The sequence below is a fragment of the Halopseudomonas aestusnigri genome (assembly GCF_002197985.1).
In the GTDB taxonomy this organism is placed as follows: Bacteria; Pseudomonadota; Gammaproteobacteria; order Pseudomonadales; family Pseudomonadaceae; genus Halopseudomonas; species Halopseudomonas aestusnigri.
The window spans coordinates 817863-837108 of sequence record NZ_NBYK01000001.1 but is presented as its reverse complement, the minus strand read 5'-3'; the positions used below and the strand labels follow the sequence as shown (position 1 = coordinate 837108).

Below are 19246 nucleotides of genomic sequence, written 5' to 3'. Positions count from 1 at the left end.
CGCGAAGGCGGGAATCCAGAAAGCCCCAAGCCCGACGCCTAGCGCTCACTCGCTCAGCTACGCGCTTAGGCCGCAGAGAATAGAGAACTCCCCCCCTCTCGCGTCATTCCCGCGAAGGCGGGAATCCAGAAAAACCCGATAGCCGCGCCGAGCCAGTATCAACCACCACTCGCCGCCGCCACACCAAACAACTTGCCGCTTGCAGCTTAAAGCTTGCGGCTGTCGACCAAAGGGAGACACACCATGCTCAGCTGGGACGATTTCGACAGCGAAGACACCACCACCGCACCCGCCGCCAAGGCAGCCGCCCAACCGAGCGCGCCGCTCACCGACAGCCCGGTAATGGAAAACATTGCCGAAGGTTCGGTGGAGGACGCGCGTCAGATCAGCGCGGACGACTCCGACGCCATCGCCCGCGCCAAGGCCGCGCTGGATGAGCTGGACATCCAGGAAGGTCTGGACGATCTGGAAGGCTCCGCCGCCCGCGTGCAGGTTGGCGATAAGCAGATGATCAACGCCCGCGCCGACCTCAACCAGCTGGTCCCGTTCAAGTACGAATGGGCCTGGCAGAAGTACCTCGACGGTTGTGCCAACCACTGGATGCCGCAAGAGGTCAACATGACCGCCGACATCGCCCTGTGGAAGAGCGCAGACGGCCTGACCGAAGACGAGCGCCGCATCGTCAAGCGCAACCTCGGCTTCTTCTCCACCGCCGACAGTCTGGTCGCCAACAACCTGGTGCTGGCCGTGTACCGCCTGATCACCAACCCCGAGTGCCGCCAGTACATCCTGCGTCAGGCCTTCGAAGAGGCGATCCACACCCACGCCTATCAGTACTGCATCGAGTCGCTGGGCATGGATGAAGGCGAGATCTTCAACATGTACCACGAGATCCCGAGCGTCGCGAAAAAGGCCAGTTGGGGGCTGAAATACACCCGTTCGATCTCCGACCCGACCTTCACTACCGGCACCGTCGAGACCGACAAGGAACTGCTGCGCAACCTGATCGCCTACTACTGCGTTCTGGAAGGCATCTTCTTCTACTGCGGCTTCACCCAGATCCTGTCCATGGGCCGCCGCAACAAGATGACCGGCACCGCCGAGCAGTTCCAGTACATCCTGCGCGACGAATCCATGCACCTGAACTTCGGCATCGACGTGATCAACCAGATCAAGATCGAAAACCCGCACCTGTGGGACGATGCCATGAAGGACGAAGCAACCCAGATGATCCTGCAAGGCGCGCAGCTGGAAATCGAATACGCCCGCGACACCATGCCCCGCGGCGTACTCGGCATGAACGCCGCGATGATGGAGGACTACCTCAAGTTCATCGCCAACCGCCGCCTGACCCAGATCGGTCTGAAGGAACAGTACCCCGGCACCACCAACCCCTTCCCGTGGATGAGCGAGATCATGGATCTGAAGAAGGAGAAAAACTTCTTCGAAACCCGCGTGATCGAGTATCAGACTGGCGGCGCGTTGAGCTGGGATTGATTGCCAAATTCAGACCGCTTGATCGTTCCCACGCTCCGCGTGGGAACGCTTCTCCGGATGATGCGGGCTCACCCCGTCACCTGACCCGCTTTGCGCGCCAGATGACTCCGATACTCCCCCGGCGTCATCCCTGTCCAGCTGCGAAAGGCGCGGATAAAGGAACTTTGCTCCGAATAGCCCAGCAGCAGTGCCACGTCGGTTTGCGCCAGCGCCGGGTCGGCCAGATATTGTCGTGCCAAGGTGTGGCGGGTATGCGCCAGCAGGCCTCGATAGCTGTAGCCGGCACTGCGCAGCTCCCGGTAAAAGGTACGCAGGGAGTAATTCAGTGCCGAGGCGACCGCCGCCGCGCTGACATCACCGTTTTTCATCGATTCGACTATCTGATCCTGCACCCGCTGAAACGAGGCCCCTGCCGCACTGGTGTCCAGCTGTGGCAGTTGATTCAGCAGCGCCTGGGCCTGCTTTTCTAGCAGGCCCAGCAGGTACGGGTCCTTGCCGGAAATCGGCAGGGCCAGCAGATACTCGGGAATCGCCAGCTCAATCGCCGGCCGGTCAAACTCCACCGGACAACCCAGCAGCGCCTGATAGACATCGGCATTCGCTGGCCTGGCAAAGGGCAAGCCGGCGCGCACCGGGGTAATGGCGCGCCCAATCAGTGCCTGGCACAAACTGACAAAGACCGCGATGCTGAACTCGGTAGCCAGCGGCGTCTTCGCCACGGCCTGCGTCCAGCGCATATACAGCACGCCGTCTTTCAGCTCACCACGTGAGTCCAGACCCTGCTGCAACAGGCGCTGATACCGGTAATAACGCGCCAGCGCCTGCCCCAGGGTGCCGCAATAGGACACCAGATAGCCAACCACACCAAACTGGCCGGGATGGGTAGCCAGGCCAAGGCGGATACCCAGCGCACTGACCGGCGCAGCATGCCAGACCGCATCCAGCAGCTCGCAGAACCGCTCGGACGGGACGTTCGGTGATTCCAGGCAGGCATCCAACTCGTGCAGCAAGTCCTGCGCCGGCAACGCGCGCTGACGCAGATAATCCTGCAGCGGTTGCAGAAAGCCGGATGGCAGGTAATCGGATTTGATCATGGCCGCACTATCGGCAGGCTGGCACAAAATGTCAATCAATCGCCGAATGCCAATACGCGGGGTAAAGACCCGACCTACGATAGGCCTTTTGTCGACTCTGTGCGGAGTAGAGAATGGCCTACGTAGTCACCCAAAACTGTATCGGCAACAAGCACACCAGCTGCGTTGATGTCTGCCCCGTGGAAGCCTTTCGGGAAGCGCCGCAGATGCTGTTTATCGACCCGGACGTCTGTATCGACTGCAACGCCTGTGTATCGGCCTGCCCCGAAGGGGCCATTTTCCCGAGCAGCATGGTGCCGGATGATCAGCAAAGCTTTATTACGCTGAACGCCGAGGGTGCCAAAACCCACCCGGTCATCCGCGAAAGCATCCAGTCCGGTCGTCAGGCCGGCAGCCCGCTCGCCAACCTGCCCAGCCGTTTCGCCATCGTCGGCTCCGGCCCCAGCGGCTTCTATGCCGCCGAAGCACTGATGAAGCAATTGCCCGGCGCTCAGGTGGACATGTTCGAGCGCTTGCCCACGCCCTTTGGCCTGGTGCGCTACGGCGTCGCGCCGGACCACCCACGCATCAAGTCCGTGACCAGCAGTTTTGAGCGCATTGCCGAAAACGAGCGTTTCCGGTTCTTCGGCAATGTACAGATCGGCCGCGACCTGAGCAGCGCCGAATTGCGCGAGCATTACTATGGCGTGATCTATGCTACCGGCGGCTCGCAGAGCCGCCCGCTGACGCTGCCCGGCGCGGATAGCGCCAACATCTTCGGCTCTTCCAACTTTGTTGGCTGGTACAACGGTCATCCCGATCAGGCCGCCCTCAATCCCGACCTGTCGAGTAACACCGCCGTGATCATCGGCATCGGCAACGTGGCACTGGATATCGCCCGGCTGCTGGTGCTGCCCACAGAGCAGCTGGCCAAGACCGATATTGCCGATCACGCCCTCAAGGCGCTGGCCGCCAGCGGCATCGACGAAGTCTGCCTGCTCGCCCGCCGCGGCCCGGCCCAGGCCGCCTTCACGCCCAAGGAGCTGGAACAGCTGATGGCGATCCCCGGCCTGCAGCTGCGGGTCGATGCGGCAGACCTGGAGCTGGACAACGCCACAGCGCGCCAGCTGGAGCAGCCGGAGAATGCCGAAGCGCGCCAGAATCTCAGCCTGCTGCGCGAGATCGCAGCGCGCCCCCCGGGCGAAGGCAAGCGCATTCGCTTCATGTTCTATACCAGTCCCGCCGAGTTCGAAGCTGCCGATGCCCGCGTGAGCGCGGTGCAGGTTCAGCGCAACCAACTGGTGCGCGACCAACAGGGTGCGCTGGTCGCCCGCCCCGCCGACCAGCGGGATCGTCTGCCAGCCGGCCTTGTGGTGCACGCCATTGGCTATCAGGGCTCGGCGATTGACGAGCTGCCCTTCGATAGCGGCCGCGGCGTCATGCAGCATGAGCAGGGGCGTATTCAGGGCGACGCCGAGCACCGCGATTACGTTGCCGGCTGGATCAAGCGCGGCGCCAGCGGCGTGATTGGCAGTAACCGCCAGTGCGCGACCGAAAGCGTGCAGCGCCTGATCGACGACCTGGGCAGCAGCCTGCCAACCCGCAGCGGCGATATCAGCGACCTGCTGGCCAAGCGCGAGGTCCAGAGCGTCAGCATGGCCGACTGGCTGCTGCTCGATCAGCACGAGCAGGCACGCGGCCGTATCGAGGGGCGCGTCAGAAGCAAGGTGGTGAACGTTGCCGAGATGCTCTCGGTGATCCGCGATGCCCGCGCCCGCGAAGAAGAGCAGGCACGCCTGCCGGTGAAAACCCACCACCGCGCCTGCACCCTGTGCGAAGCCATGTGCGGTGTGGTGATCGAAACCCGGGGCGAGCATATTCTGTCGATCAAGGGCGATAACAACGACCCGCACAGCGAAGGGCACATCTGCCCGAAAGGCTACGCCCTGCAGGATCTGCACAACGACCCGGACCGCCTGCGCACCCCGCTGGAGAAGGTCAACGGCGAATGGCTGCCGATTGACTGGGACAGCGCACTGGACAAGGTCGCGGCCCGGCTGGTGGATATCCAGCGTCGTCATGGCAACGATTCGATTGCCGGCTACTGGGGCAACCCCGCCTCTCACAACCTCGGTTTGATGATGGCCTCCGGCTCGCTGCGCAAGGCCATCGGCACACGCAATATCTCCTCCGCAGCCTCGCTGGATCAAATGCCGCATCAGTTGGTGTCCTACCTGATGTTCGGGCACAGCCAGCTGTTTACCATTCCGGATATCGACCGTACCCAATACATGCTGATGCTGGGCGCCAACCCGGCCGCCTCCAACGGCAGCCTGATGACCGCCGGCGATATCCTCAAGCGCCTGGAGCGCATTCGCGAGCGCGGCGGCAAGGTGGTACTGATCGATCCGCGCCGTACCGAGTCGGCACGCTACGTAGACCAGCATCTGTTCATTCGCCCCGGCACCGACGCCTTCTTCCTGCTGGGCCTTATTCGTCACGTGCTCGATCAGAATCTGGTCAAGCCCGGCCGTCTGCTTGAACTGGCCGACAACTGGAGCGCACTGGCGCCGCTGTTTGACGGCATTTCACTGGAGCAGGTCAGCGTGCGCTGCGGCATTGCCGTAGCTGACATCAAGCGTATCGCCGAAGACTTCGCCAACGCCGAGTGCGCGGTGTGCTATGGCCGCATGGGCGTCTCCACCCAGCGCTACGGAGCACTCAATCACTGGCTGATGCTGGTGCTCAACATCCTCACCGGCAACCTCGACCGTCCCGGCGGCATGATGTTCACCACGCCGGCGTTCAACAAGGCGCAAAGCCGCCCGATGGGCAGCTTCAATACCTACCAGAGCCGGGTGCGCGGCCTGCCGGAGTTCGACAGCTACTTCCCGGCGGTTACCCTTGCCGAAGAGATGCTCACCCCCGGCGAAGGTCAGGTACGCGGTTTTGTCTGCGTAGCTGGCAATCCGGTTCTGTCCACGCCCAATGGCCGGCAGATGGACGAGGCGCTGGAGCAGCTGGAATTCATGGTCTCGATCGACTTCTATCTGAACGAAACCTCACGCCACGCCGACATCATCCTGCCGCCGACAGGGCCGCTGGAGCATGAGCAGTACGACATCGTGTTCAACATGCTGGCAGTGCGCAACCTGGCGCGTTTCAGCGACCCGGTGTTTGAAGCACCGGAAGGCACCCGCTGCGACTGGGATATTGTCCAGGGCCTGACCGCGCGGATCATGGCGCTGAAGAACCTCGACGCCCCGCCAACCCGCAAGATGCCCTCCCCCGAGCAGATTCTGGATCACGGCCTGCAAACCGGCCCCTACGCCGAGGGGTTCTACGAGTACAACAGCGGCGAGCCGGTGAAGTACGACGAACCGCTGAGCCTCCAGGTACTCAAGCGTTATCCCCACGGCCTGGACCTTGGCCCGATGCGCGAATCCTTCCCGGGCTACCTGTTTACCGCCGACAGGAAGCTGCACCTCACGCCACCGGAGCTGGTGGACGATCTGGGCCGCGCGCTGGCTGAACTGCGCGGCAGCGATGACACCGGGCTGATGCTGATCGGCCGCCGTGATCTGCGCACCAACAACTCGTGGATGCACAACAGCAAACGGCTGGTCAAAGGCAGGGATCGCTGCGGCCTGCTGGTTCACCCTGCAGATGCCGAGCGGCTTGGGCTGAGCGACGGCAAGCAGGCGCGGATCACCTCCCGTGCCGGCGAGCTGCTGGTGCGGGTCGAGGTAAGCGAGGATGTGATGCCCGGTGTGGTCTGCCTGCCCCACGGCTGGGGGCACGACCGCGAGGGCGTAAGCCTGCGCGTGGCGCAGACCAACCCCGGCATCAACGTCAATGACATTACCGATGATCAGGTGGTCGACGCACTGTCCGGCAACGCCGTGCTCAACGGCATCCCGGTCTCGGTCGTCGCTGCGTAATCAGAGCCAGGATGGGCGGGCACGCCAACACCGTGCCCTGCCTTTGCTTGTCAGCCTGCCTCGCTAGCGCTTTACGCAGACAAACAGAGCATTTCCCGACGCCTGATCCCAGGGCAGAATCCGCTCGTAGTCGTGCTCCAGCACCTGCACCTCAAACCCGGTCTGCAGCAGCTCCTGCAATTCGGCGAAACAGACCGCAACCATCGGGTGCTCGTCGCTCCAAACCTGCCGACCATCGCTCCCCATGCGCTCAACCCGCAGTTTCAGCAGTTGGCTCGCCCCTTCCCCGGAGTAATACCAGCCGGAGCTGAAGCTCAGCAATTCATCGACATGCCCGGCGTTATGCGATACCCAGGCACGATTGTCGATCCGTCGCTTGTCCACCGCGTTGAAGCAGAACACTCCGCCATCGGCCAGTGCCGCATGCACGCTGTCGAGACACGCACGCAGCCGCTCGATGCTGCCGCTGTAGTGAATGGAGTACAGAAAACAGGTCACCAGATCCAGCGGCTGATCAACCTGAAAACCGCACATGTCCTGCAGCGAGAGCGTGGCCTCCGGGCAACGCTGCTGCGCGAGGTCGAGCATCGGCTGATTGATGTCCAACCCGCTGCTCTGAAAGCCCGCATCGAGAAAGTGGCGCACATGTGGGCCGGTGCCGCAGGCCAGATCCAGATGGCGTTTACCGCCATTGCCGAACAACTGATGAATACGCTGAACACACTGGCCTTGCGCCTGGTAGTCAATGTCCGCACACATCAGATCGTAGTAACCGGAAAGATCGGTATAAATGGCGTTATGGGACATGGTGACCTGAGGCGTCAGTTGCGGTGGCGCATCATATATCGAAGCGGAAAAAAAACATCTGAAAATCGACCAACGTCACTGCCGGGTGGAGCGTCATCAGGCCGCACAGATGTCTTGATGCAGCGCACTGCGTCACTGGTTACACTACGCTCCTGCCTTAATACCCGCTCAAACTGCAAGGACACCCACACCATGACCCAAGACTCGCGCTTTGCTGCAATGCCTGATGCCAACGGCTATTTCGGCCCCTACGGCGGCCAGCTGGTTCCGCCGGAGCTGAAGCAGGCGATGGACGATATCAACAAGGCATACGAAGAGATCCGTCAGCGCGACGACTTTCAGCAGGAGCTGGCCAGTCTGTTTGCCGATTACGTCGGCCGCCCCAGCCCGATCTTTCACGCCAAACGCCTGTCGGACAAACTGGGTGGCGCGCAGATTCATCTCAAGCGTGAAGACCTGAACCACACCGGCGCGCACAAGATCAATCACTGCCTGGGTGAAGCGCTGCTGGCCAAGTTCATGGGCAAGAAGAAGGTGATCGCCGAGACCGGCGCCGGTCAGCACGGCGTGGCACTGGCCACTGCATGCGCGCTGGTGGGTATTCCCTGCGAGATTCACATGGGCCAGGTGGATATCGAAAAGGAACACCCCAACGTCACCAAGATGCGCATTCTGGGATGCAAGCTGGTGCCGGTTACCCGCGGCGCAGCGACCCTGAAAGAAGCGGTCGACAGCGCCTTTGAGGAGTACCTGAACAACCCGACGGACTATATCTACGCCATTGGTTCAGTGGTTGGCCCACACCCGTTCCCGAAAATGGTGCGCGACTTCCAGTCGATCATCGGTAACGAGTCACGCGAGCAATTCCTCGCCAGGTACAACCGTCTGCCTGATCACGTTGCTGCCTGCGTTGGTGGCGGCTCCAACGCCATGGGCATGTTTACCGCCTTCCTGAACGACGAGGCCGTGCATCTGGTCGGCGTGGAGCCGGCTGGCGAAGGTCTGGACAAGGTCGGCCGCCACGCCGCCACCATGTCGGTCGGCAAGCCAGGCGAACTGCACGGCATGGCCTGCTACGTGCTTGAAGACGAACAGGGCAATCCGTCTGCCGTGCACTCGATTGCTTCCGGTCTGGACTATCCGGGCGTTGGCCCGCAGCACAGCTACCTGAAGGACATCGGTCGCGTCGACTACCAATCCGCTACCGATCAGGAATGTCTGGATGCCTTTATGACCCTGTCACGTACCGAAGGCATCATTCCGGCGCTGGAAAGCGCTCACGCAGTGGCCTGGGCCATGCGCGAAGCACCAAACCTGCCGAAAGACAGCCACATCCTGGTCAACCTGTCCGGACGCGGTGACAAGGATGCCGACTACGTCGCGCAGAAGCTGGGGCTGTAAGCGCTACCCGGTGGACACGCCTGCGGCTTTGTCCACCCTACAGCACCACACCAACCCGTAGCGCGGACTAAGCAAAGCGTGTCCGCCATCAGGCTCGCGATTCCCTCCGTGCCACATCATGCACTTTCGGAGGAAACGCCTGCGGCTTTGTCCACCCTACCCGCGACCCAATCGTAGGGCGGACTAAGCGCAGCGTGTCCGCCGTCGATCGCGCAGCCAAACGCAGCCCGATTTCAAAGCGTGCAGACCCCGCCCGGTACCGCCATGACCCAATCCCTCACCGCCTGAATGATTGGGTCATGCTTGCGGCTTTCCGGGTAGACCAGATAAAACGCCTTACCCTTGATCTCGGGCCCGAAGGGCTGCACCAGCCGGCCAGCAGCCAGTTCGTCCTCGATCAATTCACGGCTCATCAAGGCCACACCCTGTGCGCCGACCGCCGCCGACACCGCGTGGGTCTCATCCGAAAACACCAGTCCGGCACTCACATCCAGGCCCGGTACCCTCGCCAGTTTCTGCCAGCCCGCCCAATCCACCGGCCCGGAGCCAGCCGAGGAACTGCGAAAGTGGATCAGCGGATGCCTTGGCAGCTCACTCGCATCGTGCAATGCCAAAAGTGGGCTGCAAGCCGGGATGAAGGTGTTGTCGAGCAACTTCTCGGCCACCAACCCGGGCCAGCGGCCATCGCCATAACGGATGGCGATATCGGCCGTCACACCATCCAGCGCCACTGCCTCATGGGATGCGTGAATACGCAGATCAATATCGGGATGGGTTTCACGCAGCATGCAAACCCAGGACAACAGCCAGCGCGAAGCGATCACCGGCGTCGTGGTGAGGGTAATGGCCTGCCGTACCGGCGTATCCCTGAGCCGCGCCACTGCCGCGCTGATGCTGTCGAAGGCGCTGCTGAGCACGTCCTGCAGCTCACGCCCCTGGGTGGTCAACTGCAGCTGACGCGGCTTGCGCACGAACAGCGACACGCCCAGCGCCTGCTCCAGCCCGCGCACCTGATGACTGATTGCCGTGGCGGTAACCGACAGCTCCTGAGCGGCCTGTTTCGCACTCTCGTGACGGGCCGCCGCCTCAAAGGCACGCAGGGCCGAAAGGGACGGCAGTTTGCGCTGAACCATAGATGAATTCCTTTCACCTGTATCTGAAAATATTGATCGTTTTTCGCCGCTTCAGGGCGAATTTAGGCTGAGTCTGCTGCGATTTTCAGATGAATTCAACTACACGGAGACTCACCATGCCGCACATTCTGCACCTCGACGCCAGCGCCCGCCCCGGCCTTGCAGGCAAGGATCTGCACGGCTCGCACAGCCGCAATCTCAGCCAGCGTTTTGTCAGCCAGTGGCTGGCCCTGCGACCGGACGACACGGTCACCTACCGCGACATCGGCCAGAATCCGCCCGCCTTTATCAGCCACGACTGGATCGCGGCCAGCTTCACGCCTGAGGCACAACGTGAACCCTGGATGCATGACACGCTGGCTGAAAGTAATCAGCTTGCCGATGAACTGATCGCCGCCGACATCCTGGTCATCGGCGTTCCGCTTTACAACTTCGGCATGCCCGCAGCGCTGAAGGCCTGGATCGACCAGATTGTGCGTCCGGGCAAAACAGTCAATATCGATACCGGCAATCCGGAAACCCCCTATACAGCGCTACTGGCAGACCGCCCGCGCCATGCGGTGATCCTCACTGCCCGCGGCGGTATCGGCTTCGGCCGCGGCGGCGAGCTGGAAGCGCTCAATCACCTCGAGCCAGCCCTGATTACCGCCCTCAACTTTATCGGTATCAATCAGGTGCATCAGATTGCGATTGAGGGCCAGGAAATCGGCGGTGAGGTGCTGGCCAACTCGGTGGCGCTTGCGCACCGCCAGATCGACGCGCTCGTGCAGGGCCTGAGCCAAGCACCAGAACCGGAACTGATCGCTGAACCGGCCTGACAGGCAGACAGCGGTGCGTCGTTTCAGTACAGCGCAATAGCCGCGCGGGCAATCCTGTCGTACCGTGAAATTTGTCCGCTCAGCCCCCTTTTCGCACCCGGGGCTGGTGCTGTTAGACTGCCAAAATCGGCCATTGAATATCGAGCAACGGATGCAGCAAATTCCAGCCAGCCAGCGTAAACCCAAGATGGCTCAACGCAGCTTGTGGTTTGGCCTGTTGCTGTTGCTCAGCGCACCGGCGATGGCCGATCCCCCCTGCGAGAAAACCCTGCGCTGGAATGACGACCCACCGCTGAGCATGGAGCTGCCAGACGGCAGTGTCGGTGGTATTTACGTTGAACTGAACGATGCTGCAATGGAGCGGCTCGGCTGCAAAACAAGATTACGCAAGCTGCCCTGGGCGCGGGCATTGAAAGAACTCGAACTTGGCCGCCTCGATATCCTGCCCGGCGCCTTCAGACTTCCAGAGCGCGAAGCGTATGCGCACTTTTCCGGCGCCGTACTGCCACCCTCTCGTAACATCCTGTTCGCTCGCCAGGACGCCATTGAGCGCTGGCCAATAACGCGATTACCCGAGCTGTCCGACCTGCCCTTTCGCCTTGGCGCACAAATCGACGTTCAATACGGCCCGGATTATGCGCTATTGATGAGCGATCCGAGCTACGCCGATAGCGTGCTCATGGTCAACAACCGCTCAAACCTCTGGAACATGATCAGTAAGGGCCGCATCGACGGAGTTATCGCCGACGAACACACAGGCACCTGGGAAATCAGACAACTGGGGCTTAGCCGCCTGATCACGGCCACCGACGTGGTCGTCTCCACCGACGCCGCCGAAGTGGCTTTCAGCAAGCGCAGCAATGATCAGAATTTCGTCTACGCCTACGCTGCAACCATACGTGAGTTGGTCAGTGATGGCAGTTACCAGCGCATTGTCGCCCGCTACCTCACGCCCTGAAGCCAGCGCCAACGGGCCACAGAATCGGCCCCGGCAAACCCCGAACGCATCACACTCCGCACTGCACTGATTGGCCGCTGAGCGCCGCTGGCCCATGGTGCAGCGTCGCCATCAGGGAACCGTCAGCCCATGCCCCGCTACCGCCGCGCACGTGCCCCGGGCGCCAGCTACTTCTTCACCGTCACCCTGCACGACCGCAAGAGCGATCTGCTGGTGCGTGAGGTCGCCCTGTTGCGAGAGTGCGTGCGCCGCACCAAGGCCCGCCTGCCCTTTGATATCGATGCTTGAGTGGTGCTGCCCGAACACATGCATTGCGTGTGGACGCTACCACCCGGTGACGCAAACTATGCCCTGCGCTGGCAGTTGATAAAGCATGGGTTTTCCAGTCGCCTACCGAAGAATGAGCCCATAAGCAGCAGGCGGCAGCGCCGACGGGAGCGAGGCATTTGGCAGCGACGTTATTGGGAGCACCTGATTCGTGATGAGCGAGATTATGCGCGGCACATCGATTACATCCATTACAACCCGATAAAACACGGGCATGTAACCCATCTCGCAGATTGGCCCTATTCCAGCTTTCACCGCGCCGTCGCCGCCGGTATCTATCCGGCGGATTGGGGCGATGCACCAAACGAGCAAAGCACCCAATTCGGCGAGTGAAGCACCCCAGCCGTAGGGTGGTCAGCGCGCAGCGTTGGCCACCGAAGTGGCCCAGACATCGCTATCTCAGCGCAGCATTCGCTGCAGAGTGGTAGCGTGGCGCCTTGCGCGCGGACACGCCTGCGGCTTTGTCCGCCCTACGTTTTTTTACGCCAGGCGGCGGAGCGTGTGCGGGAGGGTTGCAGGAGGGGTTTGGCTGTGGCGTCGTCATTGCGGGCGACGCTGGCCGCCGCCTTGGCCCGCGCGGCGTGGAGCTTTTTGTAACTGTCGATCAGGCGCAGGTGGCGGTCCAGCCCTTCCAGCTTCATGCTGGTCGGCGTCAAGCCGTAGAAGCGCACGCTGCCGTCGACCGAGCCGATCACCGCGTCCATCCGCTCGTTGCCGAACATGCGCCGGAAGTTGGGCTCAAAATCGGCCAGTTCAAGCTCCTCGTCCAGCAGCACTTCCAACACCACGTTGACCGCCTGATAGAACAGACCGCGCTCGACGGTGTTGTCGTTGAACTGCAGAAAGGCTTCGACCTGCTCCTTGGCGTCCTCGAAGCGCTCCAGCGCCAGATAGATCAGCAGCTTCAGCTCAAGAATGGTCAATTGACCCCAGGTGGTGTTGTCGTCGAACTCGATGCCGATCAGCGTCTTGATGTCGGTGTAGTCATCCAGCTCGCTTTCTTCCAGCCGCTCGACCAGCCCCTGCAACTGCTCATCATCCAGGCTGTGCAGATTGAGAATGTCTTCGCGGAACAGCAGCGCCTTATTGGTGTTATCCCAGATCAGATCCTCGACCGGATAAATCTCGGAGTAGTCCGGCACCAGAATCCGGCAGGCGTTGGCCCCCAGATCGGTGTAGGTCGCCATATAGGCTTCCTTGCCGATGTCCTTGAGGATGCCGAACAGGGTGTCCGCTTCCTGCTGGTTGGAGTTTGCGCCCTCGCCGGAGAAGTACCACTCGACAAAGTCGTAATCGGCTTTGGCGCTGAAGAAGCGCCAGGACACCACACCGCTGGAGTCGATAAAGTGCTCGACAAAGTTGTTCGGCTCGGTCACCGCCTGGCTTTCAAAGGTCGGCTGCGGCAGGTCGTTCAGACCCTCGAAGCTGCGCCCCTGCAGCAGCTCGGTCAGACTGCGTTCCAGCGCCACTTCCAGGCTGGGATGCGCGCCAAAGGAAGCAAACACGCCGCCGGTGCGCGGATTCATCAGCGTCACGCACATGACCGGGAAACGGCCACCAAGCGAGGCGTCTTTCACCAAGACCGGGAAGCCCTGCTCTTCCAGCCCCTTGATGCCGGCAACAATGCCCGGATACTTCGCCAGCACAGAATCCGGCACATCCGGCAGCGCCAGCTCACCTTCCAGAATCTCGCGCTTGACCGCTCGTTCGAAGATCTCCGACAAACACTGCACCTGCGCCTCGGCCAGGGTATTGCCCGCGCTCATGCCGTTGCTGAGGAACAGGTTTTCGATCAGATTGGAGGGAAAGTACACCTCCTTGCCGTCAGACTGCCGCACGAACGGCAGCGCGCAGATGCCACGCTCGGCGTTGCCGGAGTTGGTGTCGATCAGGTGCGAGCCGCGCAGTTCGCCTTCCGGATTGTAGATCGCCAAACAATGGGAATCGAGCAGCCCCGTGGGCAGCGCATCATTACGTCCGACCTTGAACCAGCGCTCGTTCGGATAGTGGACGAACTCGGCATTGGCGATGTCTTCGCCCCAGAACTGGTCGTTGTAGAAGAAGTTGCAGTTCAGCCGCTCGATGAACTCGCCCAGTGCCGAGGCCAGCGCCGCTTCCTTGGTCGCACCCTTGCCGTTGGTAAAGCACAGCGGCGACTGGGCGTCACGAATATGCAGCGACCAGACGTTGGGCACGATGTTGCGCCAGGAGGCGATCTCGATCTTCATGCCCAGACCGGCGAGAATGCCGGACATGTTGGCGATGGTCTGTTCCAGCGGCAGGTCCTTGCCGAGAATCCGCGTGCCCTCGCCAACGGTCTGCACCGGCATCAGCAAAGACTGGGCGTCGGCGTCCAGATTTTCGACCTCTTCGATGACAAAGTCCGGGCCGGTCTGCACTACCTTCTTGACCGTGCAGCGTTCAATTGAACGCAGGATGCCAAGGCGGTCCTTCTCGGAGATATCAGCGGGCAGCTCAACCTGAATTTTGAAGATCTGCTTGTAGCGGTCTTCCGGGTCAACAATGTTGTTCTGCGACAGGCGGATGTTGTCCGTCGGGATATTGCGGGTGTTGCAGTAGAGTTTGACGAAATACGCCGCGCACAGCGCCGACGACGCCAGAAAGTAATCAAACGGCCCCGGCGCGGAGCCATCGCCCTTGTAGCGAATCGGCTGGTCAGCCACCACCGTGAAGTCATCGAATTTGGCTTCAAGTCGGAGGTTGTCGAGAAAGTTGACCTTGATTTCCATGCATGCACCAGCGTTTGAGGGGCGAATTGAACAGCCGGCCATTATCCGGCTTTTACCGCGAATGTCATGTCGCACTCGACGACGCAGCGGACCACTGGTCGCGCGGCCGGCTCCCAGAGCCGCTCGCAGCCGCTCGCCAGGGGGCAGACCAAAAAAAATATCGGCGCGCGGTAGCGAGCCAAGGCACTCTGCCACTATATTGAGCGGCATGAACCCAGCACCCCTGATTCCTCACGACAAGCTACTGGATTTGCTGCTGGATGTCGTTTGCGTCGTAGACAAGGAAGGACGCTTTTTATCCGTTAGCGCAGCCAGCAAACGGGTTTTCGGCTATTCGCCCGAAGAACTGATAGGCCGCACCACGTTTGAGCTGATGCATCCCGATGACCGGGAAGCTACCCGCCAGCTTGCCCGGCAGATTACCGCAGGGCAGCCCTCGGGTGACCACGAAAACCGCTACATTCACAAGCAGGGCCATATCGTCCACATCATGTGGTCGGCCCAGTGGTTCGAGGCCGAGCAGGTGCGTGTTGGCGTTGCCCGCGACATCACCAGGCGAAAACAGGCCGAGGCCAGACAAGCAGCCGTCTATGCGGTTTCGGCCGCGGTGCACTCGGCAGAAACATTGCCGATGCTCTACCAGCGCATGTACGACCTGATTAACCAGCACTTGCCGACCAGGGCGCTTACTGTTGCACTCCATGACGCCGAGGCAGATCAGCTGAGCTTCCCCTACCATGCCGGTGAAGACCTGCCGCCCCCCGCGCAGGGGCCGCTTGCAGCCCACCCGTCTCTGGCCCGAATGATGCGCCCGCAGCACCATGACACCCCGGCGAGCGCTCCAGATGCGCCCGACAACCCGCTCTGCGTGCCTCTGCTGAACGACACTACCCCTATCGGCGCCCTTATCGTCCACCACCAGCCTGCAAATAACGGCTTCGACGAACGTGATACATCCTTTCTGCAATTCGTTGCCAGCCAGCTGGCGACCGCGATCAGCCGACACCAGGCCCACACCCGGCTTTCCTTTCTGGCGCAGCACGATCAACTGACCAGGCTACCCAACCGCGCCCTGCTGATGGACCGACTGCAAACTGCCCTGCAGCGAGCGGAGCGCAACAATGGACGACTGGCCGTGCTGTATCTGGATCTGGACAGTTTCAAACAGATCAATGACACCTACGGCCATGCCGTTGGCGACCATCTGCTGCAACAGGTAGCCCACAGATTGCGCCAAAGCGTGCGCGAATCCGACAGCTGCGGCCGACTGGGCGGCGACGAGTTTGCAGTAGTACTCGACGGCATCCGACAGCAACAGGATGCCGCAACCGTCGCGGAGAAAATCCTCGGCAATCTGAGCGCACCCTTCCTGATTGAAGGCCATACCCTGACCTGCACACCGAGCGTCGGTATCGCCGTCTATCCCGAACACGGCGACAGCGAACGTCGACTGATGCACCGCGCCGACAACGCCATGTACGCAGCCAAACGCAGCGGTGGCGCGGGTTACGCCTTTTTCCTCTCGGACGACGCCGTCTGAAGATCCAAACGCGCGAAGTATCACAGCCACCCGTTTGCGCAGACGGCTGCCCGGTTCAGAAAAACTTGGCGCCCAATAAGGTCGCCAGGGTCAGCAAACCCGCGACAGCAACAGGCAGCAGAATCAGGCTCCATGCCAGAGAAGGCTTCATGCTGAGAAAAAACCGGCGAACCCGTTGCTGGATTCCATAACGGAAGCCGCTGCGAAACAACGAATGAGCCGCCATCACATAGGGATCAACAAAACGCGCTCTTGGGTTACCCGGCGTAGATACTGGATCTCTTGAGTTGGCAAAGATATACAGCAGGTTCATTACCGGAAACGCGATACCCAGCACAAGCGCAATATAGATATTGGTTCCGGAGTCCCTGATACGCTTGATAAGTGCGATGACAACAGCGTAAACCGCCACCAGCCAAATCACGATAATCACAGCGTCTCTCAATTGCTGTGGCAGCAGGATAGCCATCGCGAACGCAACCAAAAATGCCGCGGGGAGCAATAGCGTCATTCCAGTGGAAAACTCGGTTCGACTCAGGCGCCCGTCGGGACGGAACATGGAACTGAAAAACCACCCCCACCCCGTGCGCGGAGGAGCACTTGCAATGCTTCTGTGCGCTGCACCAACCAGCAGACACAGCCGCTGCATTGACTCCTCGCTCACCGGCCAGTTGATGTTCTGGTCCTGAGTCCAGTGAAAGCTGTCATCAAGAAGCACCAGAACGCCGGGCGGTAACAGCGATTGCTCCGGCGCTTCCAGCAGATCAATGACTGCCGGAAGAAGGTTGGCGCCATGACGCAACCGGATGTCCAGATTGCTCAGCTCCGGTGTACTCAGCAGCGCCTGCCAGATTGCTGGATCGGCACGGCGCTGGGGGTCGTCGAGCACTTCAATGAAAGCATCAGCCAGCGCCTGCATACGCAGGTTGAAGCGCTGCCGAGCATCGGCCTCTTCCTGCTCCTGCTCGCGCTGCACACGCAGCGCCTCCAAAAGGGCCGGATCCGGCTCGTGCACATCAGGTGACGCCGCCGCTGCCTCAAGCTGCTCAGCGGGAGCCGGGCCCGGCTCGGGCTCCCGAGGGCCTGTGCGCGCAGCTTCCCGGGCACTCATTACCGACGCCCGCTCATAGGCTTCTCGCAGCGCCATGAACTCGGCCGGCCGCTCCTCCGGATGCACATCCTTCAGCAACCGGGCGTAGGCCCGCTTGATGGTGCGCAGATCGCTGTAGGGTTCGACGCCCAGCGTCGCCCAGCAGCTCACCAGCGCCCCCGGCTGTTACGCAGCTCCGCCAGTTTCTGGCCAACGGCGTTACGGGCAGCAGCGCAGCGCTGCAAATCCTGTGAGTCCATGGCCGCCTCGAAATACTCAATCAACTCCTCAAGGTAGCGGCGCTCTTCACCAAGCGTCTCTGCCCACATCCTCTCTGCTTCACCCATCAAGGCAATGTTGGCGCTGTCCTCACGAGGGTGAAACTTGAGTTTTTCCATCTCCTTGAGCAGCCGCTCCAGCGTCTTCTCGTCCAGTTCGCTGGTGGTGTTCTGAATCACCAGCGTACTCCGAACGCCGGTACTGACGACCACCGCCTCCACTTCGAGTACACCATTGATGTCGTAGGTAAAGCGCACATCAACCGACTCCTCGCCGGCCCGGCCGCCAGGAAGCTGAACCGCCAATTCGCCAATCTTGATGTTGTTGCGCACCATCCGCTGTTCGCCCTGAAACACCGACAGGTTCACCACCCTCTGATTGTCGGCAACGGTGTAGTAGCGATCCACCCGGCTGGTCGGGATGACCGTGTTACGCGGAATGATCACGCTGAAAAAGCCATGCGCACGCTCGCCGCCAATATCCTTGGCGATCTCGATGCCCAGTGAAAACGGACACACATCCGTCAGCACCGTGTCGCGCAGACCCGCGTTACGCTCCTTCAGGGCAGCCTGCACCGCCGCCCCCATGGCAACAACAAGGTCCGGATCGATGGTGGTGGCAGGTATACGGCCGAACAGCCGACCAACATGGCTACGCACGACAGGCATGCGGGTGGCGCCGCCAACCAGGATGACCTCGTCAAAATCATCGCGGCTCATGCCGGCATCGAGCACCGCGCGCTCGATTGGCCCCCGGATCCGCTCCAGCAGCACAATACACGCCTGAACAAAGGCGTCACGCGTAAATGTGAGACTGTGTTCCTTGCCAGCCAGACTGAGCGTCATCAGCACCTCGTGCTGCTCGGCCAGGGCCTTTTTGGCTTCGTCACAAACGCGATACAGATGCGCACGTTCTTCCCTGCTCAGACTTTGGCGCTCGCAGCCGATTTGCTCACAGACGGCACCAAGCATGGCCGCAGTAAAATCCTCGCCCCCCAGAAAACTGTCACCACTGGTGGCATGCACCTCAAGCAGGTCTTCGAATTTTTCCAGAATGGAAACGTCGAGCGTACCGCCGCCCAGGTCAATGACGATAAAACGGCATTCCTCTTCGTTTTCCTGAATACCGTACGCCAGTGCCGCGGCGGTTGGCTCATTGATCAGTCGCTCTGCCTTGAGTCCGGCAAGACGAGCAGCATTCAGGGTGGCAGTACGCTGATGATTGTTGAAATAAGCGGGAACGCTGATGATTGCCTCGTCAACGGGCTCACCGAGGTATACCTCGGCATCCGCCTTGAGCTGCTTGAGTACCAGCGCAGAGAGTTCCTCGGCGCTGAACTGGCGATTGCCCAGCCTGATCCTCTCACTGGTACCCATGAGACGCTTGAACTGTGCAGCCGTTTTTTCAGGATGGGTAACCAGCCGGTCCTTCGCAGCACGACCAACCGTGACCATGCCATCATCATCGACGCTGACTACCGAGGGTGTCAGCAATTCACCCAGCGCGTTGGGAATGATGATGCTCTTGTCGTCACGCCAAACACTGATCAGGCTGTTTGTGGTGCCCAGATCTATCCCTACGACGGCCATGCCCCAATTCCTTCTGTCGGCTTTTTTGCGGCCAGTATATACA

The 19246-nt window shown here is 61.1% G+C and carries 12 protein-coding genes and 2 pseudogenes; 8 read left to right on the top strand and 6 right to left on the bottom strand.

All coding sequences use genetic code 11. The features are described 5' to 3' along the window. Positions 1-243: 243 nt before the first annotated feature. Positions 244-1497, top strand: coding sequence for a ribonucleotide-diphosphate reductase subunit beta (locus tag B7O88_RS03910; protein WP_088273861.1), 1254 nt, complete (start codon positions 244-246; stop codon positions 1495-1497). A gap of 68 nt (positions 1498-1565) precedes the next feature. Here B7O88_RS03910 and B7O88_RS03905 read toward each other — a convergent pair whose 3' ends face one another. Continuing rightward, positions 1566-2591, bottom strand: a complete 1026-nt coding sequence (locus B7O88_RS03905; protein WP_088273860.1) for an AraC family transcriptional regulator — start codon at positions 2589-2591, stop codon at positions 1566-1568. A gap of 113 nt (positions 2592-2704) precedes the next feature. On the opposite strand from B7O88_RS03905, the pseudogene B7O88_RS18260 reads away from it, so the two are divergent. Both B7O88_RS18260 and B7O88_RS18110 read left to right on the top strand, forming a co-directional pair. Then, positions 2705-3466 (top strand): annotated as a pseudogene (locus tag B7O88_RS18260) (4Fe-4S dicluster domain-containing protein); the annotation flags it as partial. Between the two features lie 900 nt (positions 3467-4366). Continuing rightward, the gene (locus tag B7O88_RS18110; RefSeq protein ID WP_268806955.1) at positions 4367-6511 is read left to right on the top strand and encodes a molybdopterin oxidoreductase family protein; all 2145 of its coding nucleotides are present in this window, start codon (positions 4367-4369) and stop codon (positions 6509-6511) included. A gap of 63 nt (positions 6512-6574) precedes the next feature. Here the strand turns inward: B7O88_RS18110 and B7O88_RS03895 are convergent, their stop codons facing one another. After that, a complete protein-coding gene (locus tag B7O88_RS03895; RefSeq protein ID WP_088273859.1) occupies positions 6575-7318 on the bottom strand; it encodes a class I SAM-dependent DNA methyltransferase in 744 nt (247 codons plus the stop codon). Between the two features lie 192 nt (positions 7319-7510). On the opposite strand from B7O88_RS03895, the gene trpB reads away from it, so the two are divergent. Next, entirely contained in the window at positions 7511-8719 is a 1209-nt protein-coding gene (gene trpB / locus B7O88_RS03890) for a tryptophan synthase subunit beta (protein WP_088273858.1), read from the top strand. A 233-nt stretch (positions 8720-8952) separates the two neighbouring features. Here the strand turns inward: trpB and B7O88_RS03885 are convergent, their stop codons facing one another. Beyond that, the gene (locus tag B7O88_RS03885; RefSeq protein WP_088273857.1) at positions 8953-9852 is read right to left on the bottom strand and encodes a LysR substrate-binding domain-containing protein; all 900 of its coding nucleotides are present in this window, start codon (positions 9850-9852) and stop codon (positions 8953-8955) included. 116 nt (positions 9853-9968) lie between these two features. Here B7O88_RS03885 and B7O88_RS03880 point away from each other — a divergent pair, with 116 nt between their 5' ends. The 3 genes and pseudogenes from B7O88_RS03880 (at position 9969) to B7O88_RS03870 (ending at position 12288) form a co-directional block, all read left to right on the top strand. Further along, the gene (locus tag B7O88_RS03880; protein WP_088273856.1) at positions 9969-10670 is read left to right on the top strand and encodes an FMN-dependent NADH-azoreductase; all 702 of its coding nucleotides are present in this window, start codon (positions 9969-9971) and stop codon (positions 10668-10670) included. Between the two features lie 151 nt (positions 10671-10821). Beyond that, complete coding sequence (locus B7O88_RS03875) at positions 10822-11628, top strand: substrate-binding periplasmic protein (protein ID WP_088273855.1); 807 nt, start codon at positions 10822-10824, stop codon at positions 11626-11628. Between the two features lie 129 nt (positions 11629-11757). Next, positions 11758-12288: pseudogene (locus B7O88_RS03870) on the top strand (REP-associated tyrosine transposase). Positions 12289-12425: 137 nt separating this feature from the next. Here B7O88_RS03870 and B7O88_RS03865 read toward each other — a convergent pair. Beyond that, positions 12426-14705: an OsmC domain/YcaO domain-containing protein gene (locus B7O88_RS03865; RefSeq protein WP_088273854.1), complete on the bottom strand. Its 2280-nt coding sequence runs from the start codon at positions 14703-14705 to the stop codon at positions 12426-12428. A gap of 208 nt (positions 14706-14913) precedes the next feature. Between B7O88_RS03865 and B7O88_RS03860 the strand changes: the two genes are divergently transcribed. Beyond that, positions 14914-16245, top strand: a complete 1332-nt coding sequence (locus B7O88_RS03860; protein WP_088273853.1) for a sensor domain-containing protein — start codon at positions 14914-14916, stop codon at positions 16243-16245. Positions 16246-16300: 55 nt separating this feature from the next. Here the strand turns inward: B7O88_RS03860 and B7O88_RS03855 are convergent, their stop codons facing one another. Then, entirely contained in the window at positions 16301-17356 is a 1056-nt protein-coding gene (locus B7O88_RS03855; RefSeq protein WP_146063684.1) for a DUF805 domain-containing protein, read from the bottom strand. 146 nt (positions 17357-17502) lie between these two features. Continuing rightward, the gene (locus B7O88_RS03850) at positions 17503-19203 is read right to left on the bottom strand and encodes a molecular chaperone HscC (protein WP_088273851.1); all 1701 of its coding nucleotides are present in this window, start codon (positions 19201-19203) and stop codon (positions 17503-17505) included. Between the last annotated feature and the right edge of the window lie 43 nt (positions 19204-19246).